Raw genomic sequence first — 489 nt, 5'->3', positions numbered from 1 at the left:
AAACAGCTAACGTCATAATTATCGAAAACTCCTAGATTTAAAAATAAGCTTCATTTTAAAGAAAAACTCTTAACATCCAATGCATAAGGGAACTTTAACAATCATGCTAAAAATTTTTTCAAAAGCAAATTCAAGAATTTAAATAACCTTACGTCTTATTTTTTATTTGAATCAAATAAAAATGCTAATATTATCTTTTTGTTTGTAACCAATAAAAGGGAAAATTTCTATGGCTCTCTCTCTCCTAACACGCTGGTACAAAAATATCGTACCTTTGATATTCCTTTTATTCGTAAAAATAAACGCTGTACATGCTCAACCCCAACCAATAGAACACAAAGACCCCTATTATTCGCTGCAAGAAATTATCGATTCCGGGCATACTTTTTTTGGAAGAACTGCCGGCGGTATAGCAGTCGCAATTGAAAATATCTTTTCGCAATACGGTTATCCCAATGCCTATATTTTAGGCGAAGAAGCTTCTGGTGC

General features: G+C 32.7%; 1 protein-coding gene. It reads left to right on the top strand.

Translation table 11 applies throughout. The features are described from left to right. Positions 1-229: 229 nt before the first annotated feature. The coding region (locus tag ACFIK8_RS11050; RefSeq protein WP_375669457.1) for an EipA family protein at positions 230-489 on the top strand (260 nt) is incomplete at its 3' end.

The sequence above is a fragment of the Bartonella sp. MR168JLCBS genome (assembly GCF_042194175.1).
The sequence above is the reverse complement of the archived record's forward strand: the minus strand, read 5'-3'. Positions and strand labels throughout refer to the sequence as shown.